At 46.3% G+C, this 8022-nt stretch carries 6 protein-coding genes and 1 pseudogene; 3 read left to right on the top strand and 4 right to left on the bottom strand.

The features are described from left to right. Together A3751_RS13615 and A3751_RS13610 are read left to right on the top strand one after the other, a co-directional pair. Positions 1-227, top strand: a pseudogene (locus A3751_RS13615) (DNA topoisomerase IV subunit B); the annotation flags it as partial. A gap of 445 nt (positions 228-672) precedes the next feature. Then, positions 673-2823: a TRAP transporter large permease subunit gene (locus tag A3751_RS13610; protein WP_082863252.1), complete on the top strand. Its 2151-nt coding sequence runs from the start codon at positions 673-675 to the stop codon at positions 2821-2823. Between the two features lie 69 nt (positions 2824-2892). On the opposite strand, the gene A3751_RS13605 is transcribed toward A3751_RS13610, so the two are convergent. From A3751_RS13605 to A3751_RS23895, 4 genes are all read right to left on the bottom strand, one after another. After that, positions 2893-3264, bottom strand: a complete 372-nt coding sequence (locus tag A3751_RS13605; RefSeq protein WP_068456981.1) for a response regulator — start codon at positions 3262-3264, stop codon at positions 2893-2895. A 145-nt stretch (positions 3265-3409) separates the two neighbouring features. Continuing rightward, complete coding sequence (locus tag A3751_RS13600) at positions 3410-4414, bottom strand: chemotaxis protein CheX (RefSeq protein WP_068456978.1); 1005 nt, start codon at positions 4412-4414, stop codon at positions 3410-3412. 15 nt (positions 4415-4429) lie between these two features. Then, complete coding sequence (locus tag A3751_RS13595; RefSeq protein WP_068456977.1) at positions 4430-5002, bottom strand: hypothetical protein; 573 nt, start codon at positions 5000-5002, stop codon at positions 4430-4432. 13 nt (positions 5003-5015) lie between these two features. After that, a complete protein-coding gene (locus A3751_RS23895; RefSeq protein WP_068456974.1) occupies positions 5016-5780 on the bottom strand; it encodes a methyl-accepting chemotaxis protein in 765 nt (254 codons plus the stop codon). A gap of 269 nt (positions 5781-6049) precedes the next feature. On the opposite strand from A3751_RS23895, the gene A3751_RS13585 reads away from it, so the two are divergent. Next, the coding region (locus A3751_RS13585) for a GAF domain-containing protein (protein WP_156492457.1) at positions 6050-8022 on the top strand (1973 nt) is incomplete at its 3' end.

The raw sequence follows: 8022 nt of genomic DNA, 5'->3' as shown, positions 1-8022 counted from the left end.
AGAAGAAAAGAGGCAAAGTCAACGTTCAGCGCTTTAAGGGCTTGGGCGAGATGAATCCTATGCAATTGCGTGAAACAACCATGGCACGCGACACGCGTCGTCTCGTCCAATTGACGATAGAAGATCATCCCGGAACGGTTGCCAACATGGATATGCTGCTTGGAAAAAAACGAGCCGCGGATCGCAAAGCTTGGCTCGAATCTAAAGGCGATATGGCCGAAGTTTAGGCGTTTTTAGAACGTCAGAGCGCGATGTGGGCCCTGACGTTACGCATGTTGCTTTCCTGTCGACAAAAGCTTGGGGGTACGATTTGTCGAAAGCCCTGTCGAAATCCCTTATAAAGCCCTCCAGCATTGGTGTTTCTTCAAACCGATATTATGCAACGAATAGTGAAGTTGCTATTCGCGTGCTTCTTCGCGCGATTTCTTCAATATTTACTTAGATTGGCCGCAAGCAATAAGAACCGAAACAAGATAATAAGCGAAACTCGCTTTGTTGGATAAAAAACGTGACAAACTGCTCGCTCTTTTATCGAATTAAACATTTGCCTTTGGTTTATTGGCACAATAGTTGTGTCTGGTTGATCTAAAAACAATATTGGTCAGAGCGTTGGCCCAACTACGTAACAACACGCCAAAGAACAACACCAACAAAAATAACTACGAGATAACGATGAGCGATAGTCCAGTTAACCGTGATGAAAATTCGACCCAGAACAGCGAAGCAAGTAGCGAGTTACATGTCGATGCGGCGCCCAGTTCGTTAGACAGGTTCAAGCGTGTAGCGCAAACCGTGATTACTACGGTAATTCTGGCCTTGCTGCTAGGCACCATCACCTCCGGCACAAGTGAAAACATGCATGCGCAGATGCTCAAGCTTGGCGCATATATCTGGGAAGACTATTTTGTTCTGCGCGGTGATCGACCGATTACCGAGTGCGATCCTCAAGAGGACATCGAGTCTCGTCTTGATGTTCTTGAGCAAGAGCATATTGCTGAGAACGAGGCGTTTTCTCTACTCGCGGAGGACTTTAATCGCGATTCTGCACGCGAGTCCTTAATCAGTCAGCTCCGTGTATGTCAAAAGAAACACGATGACGCGGCAATCTATGACGCGAATCTGACATCGGCGGTCGAGGTTTTCCGTTCTTTAGAGCATGTTTTTGCCGATATTAGTTTGTTTGCCATTGCGCACCAAAAGCTCACGTTGATTTCGCTGTTGATGTTGGCCACCATCATTGCAACAGCGCGCAGAAGTCACATTGCTTTTCGTTCGGTTCACCATCGTAAGGATCATTACATTTCTACAACGGCGCAATTTGTGTCGCATGTTGGGCTCGGTGTTTCCGGCTATGCGTTCTACCATGGCTCGCTGAACTCAGGAACGGAAGTGACGCATCCTGAATTGTTTTTCGCCCTGATCGGAGGCTGCTCGGTGCTGGCTTTGATCAATATCTATCATTTTTTCCGCCCAGAAGAGCATCTAGAGCAGGGTGGTGGTTGGCTTCGTGCGCTGCTAACGATTCCGATCCAGACTTTTATGCTGCTGGCGGCTTGTTTCCACTTTTTTGTAACCGAAGCACATTTGCCTGGCATCGCGATTTACTTTACGCAAATTTTCCAGCTAACCAATCTGCACTTGGCGATAGGCCTTTATATCCTTGCAGGGATGATGCTCAAAGAGACACTGCTTGGCGCAAAGTTGTTTGATGTCTTTCGCCCATGGCGTCTTCCGCCTGAAATGATGGCCTTCGTAGCGATTGCGTTAATGGCCTACCCAACAGCCTACACAGGAGCGTCCGGCATTATTATCATTGCGATGGGTGCTGTGGTGTATCAAGAGATGCGTCGAGTTGGTACTCGTCGGCAACTATCGCTTGCGGTGACCGCTATGACCGGTTCAGGGGTCGTTCTGCGCCCTTGTTTGCTGGTTGTTGGTATCGCCATCCTTAACAAGGAAGTAGTCACCGATGAGCTATTTCATTGGGGCTTTAGAGTATTCTTGCTGAGTATGGTTGTGTTTGCGGTGTTCGCGCTCATCACTAAGAAAGAGCCGTTGAATCCGGCGCCGGTTAGTGAAGCGCTTGTCCCATCGTTGCGTTTGGTTAAGCCCTTGCTGCCATACTTCGCGATTCTTGCCGGTACGCTCGTCGCCTATGCTTATCTGCTTGATACTTATCTAGATGAGTTTTCTGCTCCGATTGTGCTTCCAGTATTGGTGGCGATTGTCTTAATTTGGGAGCGTAAGTTCAGCCACGATTTTGAGCATCGCAATAAAACAGCTGGCGCTGCGCCAACCGTTTCGCTCGCTTTCCATAAAGCGGTTGATAACTCTGCCATTCAAATTGGCGCTTTGCTCATGCTCATGGCCTGCTCATTCACCGTTGGCGGTATTATCGAGCGTGGCGGTGGTGTTTTGGAAATTCCCGAGGTGTTTGATTCGCCGTATGCTGCGATGTTGTTTATGGTGGCATTTCTGGTAATGATCGGGATGATTATGGATCCGTTCGGTGCGCTGATTTTGGTAACGGGCACCATCGCTCCAGTTGCATATGCACAGGGTATTCATCCTATTCATTTTTGGATGACCGCTCTAATGGCGTTTGAACTTGGTTATCTGAGCCCGCCGGTGTCGCTGAATCACTTATTGACGAGGCAGGTTGTTGGGGACGATGAAGTGGATAAAGCCTTGCAAGAAGGGGATACGTTCTACTATCGCCATGAGCGGATTATCTTGCCGCTGTTAGTGATGGGAACCACGTTAATTATCGTGGCTTTTGGACCACTGATCTATTTTGAGTTCAACCCACTCCCGCTACCTTAGCGATTAGACTGAGAATAGGCATAAAAAAAGGCATCCTGAAGAGGATGCCTTTTTCGTCTGGTTGGACGTTTATGCAGCGCCAATCAGCTTTTTAATACTGCCTACTACGTTGTCGCCTTTAAATGGCTTAACAATCCAACCTTTAACGCCAGCCGCCTTGCCGCGTGCTTTCATGCGCGGGTCGCTTTCGGTTGTTAGCATGATGATGTTTACACCTTGATTGTTGAGATCACTGCGTACTTTTTCTGCCATGGTTAGGCCATCCATGTTCGGCATGTTTACATCCGAGATAACAAGCTTGATCTGACCGTCTTTCTGAAGTTTGTCTAGGCCGTCTTTGCCGTCGATTGCTACTTCTACTGATAGATCGTTTGCTGCTAAAAAACTGCTCACTTCGTTGCGAACAGTCGCTGAGTCGTCAACTACTAGAATCTGTGCCATGGTACTTTCCTCGCGTTTGTTACTGCTAGAAAGGCATTGCCTTTCTTATCTGCTAATTTGTTTTTTTGTTTCCGACTCTAGTTTTCTAGAGTTCTTACTGCATTAATTTGAGTATAGCTACTTGCTCTGGAGTGCAAGTATTTGGTTAAAAAAACTCCAATTCACCGTTATCGACAAACTCATCTACGGCTTTTTCGCTTTCTTCAAATTTCTCTGGAGACCAGTTCAAATTGAAGATAAGTCGTTGATATAACGTGATATCTGGGAAACGCATCTCGGGATCGTGCAGAGTAAACTTAAAGCAAAGTTGTGGCTCGGTAGAACCAAAGGAAATGTGTTTCCTCTGGTGGTTTACCATGATCGGAACTTGTGTGCGCAGCCCATCAGTGTTGACGTCATTGGTGAAATAGCGTGCTCTTATGCTGCCCCAGATCAGGTTAGTGACCTCGTTCAGAATACCGTTGCTATCACGGGAATCAGGTTGGTTTTTCTTGATTTGCGACGCACCTGAGCGAATAAGATCTAAGACTTCATTTTCTGTTGTTTGCAGCATCATGTAGCCGCGACACCAATCACTCTCAAGAGGGATTAGGCTGAATAGCTCGCCATATATAATCTGATCTTTTACCAAGTAGGGCAGTTCATTTCGAACCTCGACACCGGGAACGATACTCTCGAATGCATTTTTGGATAACTCGATAATGCCACTTGCGAGCTCCGCAGGGTAAAACATGCTGCAGATGTAGTTGTGTACGAGTTCGTTCAGTTTGTCAGCGTCGCCGCTCATGTAGCAACCGGCAACCGATTCCTGCACGATCTCTGGAAGATCATCCATGCTGTCTGTATGCGCACGACGAAGGAAGATAGGAAGCTCGGGGCGAGCCCGATGAATTTTCGAGCAAAGCTCAATACCGCTAACGCCATTAAAATCTTTGTCTTCGCTTAAGAATACGGCACCAAGATCGACGTTCGATTGCATAACGTCGTTAATTTCGTTGGTTGCATCGCGAAGACCAATGGTGTTGTTTCCGGTGCAGACTTTTAAGCCGACTAGGTTGTTGTTGGTGCATACTTCCTTGAGCACAGAGAGTGCTGCTTCGTTACATTCATGTACGAGCACTTTACTGACAATTTGTGTTTTCGCTGTCATTACTGCCTCTATTACTTAGAAAAACTCAAGCTCACCGCAGTCTGCTTCTTCGACTTCGGTCGTACTTGTTGTGGTTGATGTAATGTCAAAATCCAGCTCAGTGTCATTGCAAACATAGATGCCGCACTCAAAAAGTGTTTGACCATTAATCTCTATATGCTTAAAGCTCTCAAAGCTTGGTTTCTGAGAGAGCATGTATTTCATGCTACCGGACTCGAGTCGATTCGGAGTCGACATCCCTAAGCTGGGGATGAAATTATTAAGACTTCGCTTTATCGCCCCGCAAAACGTGTTGCCTACTTCGCCGACAAAGTCATAAAAGCGCTCGTCTGTAAGGGTGTCGGCGGTGGTATTGAGTTTGTTTGCTACAAAGGCTTTGGTAGCGTCGTCATTGTTTAAATGGATTACCGTCAGCACCCTGAACAAGGGCGAAGAAATGGTCAGCAAAACAAACTCTTTGAATTCGCCATGAATGCTCGAGTTAGCGTCTGCAGTATGAATTTCTGTTTCGGCACTCGAATAAAAGCAATCTTCCATAGCGATGCCGAACAAACGCACTAACTCGCGATTAAAAGAACTTTGGCTCATGTTCCGTCTCCGCTTACGCCGCTTGGACTCGGGTTAGCAACTCTTTAACGATCTCATTGGTCGCTGATACATCGGTAAGAATCATCTTTCCGCCAGCTTGGATATCTTGGAAGGTCGTCGTGGTTAGAAAGTCGTTCTTATTCAGATTTTCTTTGTAGCTTTCGCTCAGCTCCTGGCTGCGCATTGCTAGGTTTCGAACTTCTTCAGCAACAACGGCAAAGCCTTTTCCATGCTCGCCGGCGCGAGCTGCTTCAATGGCAGCGTTTAAAGCCAAGATCACGATTTGCTTGACGATATTGAAAAATTCTTGATTCTGATGATGCATCTCAGCATTGTGCTCCATCAGCTGGTTTAGGCTTTCATGCCAACGCTCGAAGGTAACGAGCATTTCTGTCAGTTCGACGAGATCGCCTTCGACTTTAGCAAGCTGTTCAGTGAGGAAAAACTGTTCACGCTCATGCTCATGACGCAAGCTTTGTATTTGAGCCTCATAGTTTTGGGCGATTTCGTTCTTCTCGTTTTCTAAGGTGCTTCGCAGAAGTTCGATATCCTGCTCAAGTTCTGCATGCTGGTTTGATACACTTGCATGGTTTTCGATATGGTCGTTGATAATCGATTCATGCTCATCAAGCTTGATTGATTGCGCAACTTGTTGATTGAGATTGGTTACTTCGAGCTCTTTTTCTCTAAGCAATCTCTTGCTTTGAGTTGCCTTAATAAAGAAACCAAGGGCAAACGCGACGCCCGCTGCTAGCGCTGAGATAATTATCGTTGTCATGGTACTCGCCGAAATATTGTTGTTAGTTTGACGTTATTTGACTTTTTTAACGTTCTAATTTTTAGCCTAGCACCGAATGAATGAGCTGCTTATTTTTTAGCTTTCGCTTTCATTATCAGGGCTTTCTCTATGAACTAAGTCACTTTTCTGCCCCTAAAAACGCGAATTAATGCGAATTGCTGCACGATTTTATGGGAAAATGCAACTTTTCAAATTTTTAATCTAGAGTGAAATTGAAGGCCAAAAAAATAAACAGAGGCAAGAGTAGGATGTTTCAGCTGAGTTTTAACCAAAAAGTCGCGTTCGGATTTGGGTTCATCATCGTATTGATGCTCACATCAGGATTGTCATCGCTATGGAACCTTAACGACATCAATGAGTCGACATCGCGGGTTAACCAGACCGCGGTGCCGGTTGTGAAAGAGAGTAACCAGGTTCAGATACAACTGCTTAAGCTAGCGAAGTTGAGTAGTCTTGCATTTAATGCTGAAGATAGTGACAGCATTCGTGTCTATAAGCGGAAGTTCATGCAGGGCGTGAAAGACTTCGAAGGTTTATATGGAAGCCTTGAAAGTCTCGCTCAAGATGATGCTGACATGAATGCTCTGGTTATTGGCATCAAGAGTAATTACGACTTCTATCGTTTTGCCGTGACTGAAATGTTTGAAGCCAAGTCATTGATGATTTCAGCGAATGAGGCGATGCATGCTGAGGCGGATGAGCTGTTTAATATGGCTGATTCGTTGGGCGGCGCTTTAGTCGACTTGCAGTACTTTATGGCCGAGCCGAAAGACACCGAGAACATGGAACTCGTGGCCGGTTTTGCAAACCAAGCTGATACCAATGCACTCGGCATTCTCAAAACCGTTGAGCAGGTCCAGCGTGCAAGTTCTCTCGACAATCTTGGAACGATGGATGATTTCAAGTTCTCCTTGCAGGATTCCAAGCTCTGGTACGACAAAGGTGCCGACGTTTTTAAAACCTTTGGCGACACTGAGTATCTAGTGAATGCTGAACAAGCCTATAGCGACTTGGCGAAAATGCTTGACCGCACACCCTCGATTGTTGATCACAAAAGAAAGGAGCTGGAGCAAGCGGAGCTTGCTAAGCAGAAGCTGAAAGAAGCGGATGCGGCTGTGACGCAGTCAGTTGCCGGTCTCGATGAGCTACTTGAATCCGCAAATGGCCAATTTTATTCATTGCAGGGTGAAGTGCTGGGCAATCTTGATTTTGGCTTCAAGTCTTCGATTGTCATGTTGATTGTACTTATTTTGCTGGCGGCGCGTAATTTTAACTCGATGCGCTCTGCCATCCAGACGAAAATGGAAGACCTCGCCAAACTGAACAAAATTGGCGGTACACTTGCCGCTGCGCATAATCAAAATTCGGCATTAGAAGAAGTGCTGCAGAGTATGCACGACAAAATCGGCGTGAGTCAGGGTTCGGTTTATTTAAGTAATGAGAAGCAAGAGCTCGTTGTTAAGGCGCACTTTCCTCCAAAAGCGAATTCTAGTGATATGGCGCCGGCGCGTTTTGAGCTAGGCGAGGGGATTATCGGTAAAGCGGCTAAGACCAAGCAGATCATTTTTGTACCAAACACGGAACGAGACAAGTCCTACATTCAAAGCGACAAAGACTCCGCGCCTAAAGCGCTCCTTTGTGTTCCTTTGATGGATAAAGACATGCTGGTAGGCGTGATAAATTTATCGGGTGATGTGAAGCAGGTTAGCTTTGCAGATAGTGACTACGAGTATGTATCGTCTGTTGCGCAGTCGTTGGTTACAACGATCAAGAACATTCGTATGCGTGAAGTAATTGAAGAGCATGCGCGAACCCTGGAAGCGAAAGTAGAAGAGCGCACAGCCGCTTTACATCAGAAAAACCAAGACATCGCTAACATGATGGCGAACATGCACCAAGGCCTCTTTACCATTACGGATGGCGGCTTGGTGCACAAGGAATACGCAGCATATCTCGAGACAATTTTTGAAACCGACAGAATTTCTGGGCGCAATGTGAACGATCTGTTGTTTGCCAATAGCACCCTTGGTGCGGATGCACGTGATCAGAATATCACCGCGGTTGATGCGATTGTTGGCGAAGATTCGATGATGTTTGAGTTCAACTCTCACTGTCTTGTGAATGAGATGACGGTTGCCTTTGACGATGGCCGCGAAAAAATTCTTGAGCTGGATTGGGATCCGATCGTCAATGAGGAAGATGTTGTTGAACGCCTGATGAT

The sequence above is a fragment of the Oleiphilus sp. HI0080 genome (assembly GCF_001635135.1).
This window is presented reverse-complemented; position numbering and strand designations above follow the sequence as displayed.